Annotated in this window: 3 protein-coding genes; all 3 read left to right on the top strand. The window is 69.4% G+C overall.

Annotation, left to right across the window (positions count from 1 at the left end; all coding sequences use genetic code 11):
- A partial coding sequence (locus tag Vau01_RS62800; protein ID WP_204015362.1) for a tyrosine-type recombinase/integrase occupies window positions 1–1,052 on the top strand: 1,052 nt, incomplete at its 5' end.
- Window positions 1,049–2,305 (top strand): tyrosine-type recombinase/integrase, encoded by a 1,257-nt coding sequence (locus tag Vau01_RS62795; protein WP_204015350.1) that lies wholly within the window; start codon window positions 1,049–1,051, stop codon window positions 2,303–2,305. The genes Vau01_RS62800 and Vau01_RS62795, both read left to right, overlap by 4 nt.
- A 25-nt stretch (window positions 2,306–2,330) precedes the next feature.
- On the top strand, window positions 2,331–2,558 hold the full coding sequence (locus tag Vau01_RS62790) for a hypothetical protein (RefSeq protein WP_204015331.1): 228 nt from the start codon (window positions 2,331–2,333) through the stop codon (window positions 2,556–2,558).
- The last annotated feature ends 40 nt before the right edge of the window (window positions 2,559–2,598 follow it).

Genomic DNA, 2,598 nt, shown 5'->3' with positions numbered 1-2,598 from the left:
CGGTGCTGGATGCCTATCTGGAGTTTCTGGCGGTGCGGTCGCGGCCGAACACGGTCGCGGCGGCCGCCTATGACCTGAAGGTGTTCTTCACCGTGGTCGGCAAGCCGCCGAGGCGGGTGGTCCCAGCCGACGTGCTGGCGTTCGTCACCGCGCAGTACGCCGGCGGCCCGGCCCGGCGACTGCAGCCGGCCGGCGACGGCGGTGGGGTGTCGGCGCGGACGGTGCGGCGGCGGCTGTCGAGTGTGTCGGGGCTGTTTGCGTTCCTGCACGCGCGTGGTGACGTCGCGGCGAACCCGGTGCCGCGGGGCCTGCCGACCCGGCGGGAACGGCAACGGCCGCGTCAGGGCGTGCCGCTGGTCCGCACTCCGCGGACGCTGCCCCGCATTCTGGAACCCGGCCAGGTCGATGCGTTGCTGGCGGCGGTGCGGACCTACCGGGACCGGGCGATGGTCGAGGCGATGGTCCTCGGCGGCCTGCGCCGCTGCGAGGTCCTCGGGCTACGCCTGACGGATCTGCAGGTGGCCGCGCGGCGGGTGTTCATCGTCGAGGGCAAGGGCGGCCACCAGCGCCAGATCCCGGTCTCGGGCCGGTTCTTCGCCTCGGTGGCGGCCTATCTGGACCGCGAACGACCCCCGGATGCCGCCAGCGACCGGCTGCTCGTGGTCCTGAAAGGCCCGCGGCGGGGCCAGCCGCTGTCGCCGGCCGGGGTGGATCAGATCCTCGATTCCGCCCGCGTCCGGGCCGGGCTGGCCCAGGCCACCTGCCACCAGTTGCGGCATACCTGCCTGACCCGGCTGCGCGAGGCCGGGATGGCGTTGGAAGCGGTCCAAGCCCAGGCCGGGCACGCCTCCATCGAGTCCACCCGCATCTATCTGCACCTGGCTGACGACTGGCTGGCATCGCAGTATCGGCGCGCGGCGGAGGCGATCGACGCTCAACTCCTGCCCGGCGAACCACTATCCGGTGAGCCGCTGTCAACAAACCCGTTGCCAGCAAACGCTCTAACGGCACCCGGTCGCGTGGTGTCCTTTGTGGACGGACAACAGCGGTGACCCGGGCGCAGCCGCTACCCGACTGGCAACAGCTCGCCACCGCGATCCCGGACATCGTCGCCCCGATGCGCCGCTATCTGCAGCAGTTGGCCGCCATCTTGCGTCCCGGCAGTGTCAGCGGCGCCGACCAGGCCCTGCGGTCCCTGGCCGCGTTCCTGGCCGAGCAGGCACCCGAGGTCCGGTTCATCGCCGATATCCGCCGCCGCCACATCGAGGACTTCCGCACCTGGCTTTCGGCCCGGCCCGGCTACCGCACGCCGCGGCTCGCCCCGGGAACCCTGGCGCACCGGCTCGGCACGCTGCGGATGTTCTTCGTCCGCATCAGCGACTGGGACTGGCCCGAAGCCCCGGCCCGGGTGCCGATCATCCCCGCCGACCTGCCCCGCCAGGACCACCCGCTGCCCAGGGCCCTCGACGACCCAGCCGCGGCCAAGCTGCTGCGCGCGGCCCAAGCCGACCCGAGAATGCTGACCCGCGTCGTGGTGGAAGTGTTGCTACGCACCGGCTTACGCGTCGGAGAGTTCACCGCCCTACAAGCCGACGCGGTCATGCTCATCGGCGCCGCGCACTGGCTGCACGTCCCCGTCGGCAAACTCCACGAAGACCGCTACCTGCCCCTGCACCCGCACCTCGTCACCCTCATCGACGACTACCGCACCACACACGTCGCGGTGGACAACCCCCTGCTACTGCCCCGGGAAAGCGGCACCGCCCTGGACCGGCACACCGTCACCCGGCTGATCAACAAAGCCGGCACCGCCGCCGGCCTGCCGCATATTCATCCGCACCAACTGCGGCACACTCTGGCCACCCAAGCGATCAACCGCGGCATGACCCTCGAAGCCATCGCCGCCATGCTCGGCCACCGCAGCCTCGACATGACCCTGCGCTACGCCAAAATCGCCAACCGGACCGTCGCCGACGAATACTTCGCCGTCACCGAAAAGGTCGAATCCCTATACCAGCAAGGCAAACCGCTACCCGCCGACACGATCGGCCCACGCATGGCCCGGCTACGCCGCGAACACCACCGCCTCCTCGGCAACGGCTACTGCACCCGCCCACCCGAACTCGACTGCGCCTTCGAAGCCATCTGCGAAACCTGCACCTTCTTCCAGACCGGCATCGAATTCCGGCCAACGCTGCTGCGCCAACGCGACCACGCCGAACAACACCACCAGACCCACCGCGTCAACCTGTTCAACCAACTCCTGACCCGCGTCGACGACCAGACCGACACTCAAGCATCCTGACCCGCCTATCGAAAGGCGCGACACCATGCCCGACGTCACCCTGACCCCCGACCATGCCGCCGAGCTCACCGAACTCCTCGAGTTCCTCAACGCCTGGCTCACCAGCGACTACCACCCGCTCAACGCATCCCTGCACCAGTTCGTCGGCCACCCCGCCTACGACATCGAACGCCTCAAAGCCGACCTCACCCGGTTCGCCTTCCTCCTCAGCGGCGACACCGACGGCGCCCTCTTCGAACCCCCGCAAGCCTGACAACTAGATCAACTTGACAAGGATTACCTGCATAATGCCG

Source organism: Virgisporangium aurantiacum, from assembly GCF_016863635.1.
GTDB classification, from domain to species: Bacteria; Actinomycetota; Actinomycetes; order Mycobacteriales; family Micromonosporaceae; genus Virgisporangium; species Virgisporangium aurantiacum.
Note: the sequence above shows the minus strand (reverse complement) of the source record. Positions and strands in the feature narration are given on the sequence as shown.

Coding starts and splice junctions, on each gene's coding strand:
- Vau01_RS62790 (WP_204015331.1), top strand. CDS start 2,331: ATGCCCGACGTCACCCTGACCCCCGACCATGCCGCCGAGCTCACCGAA.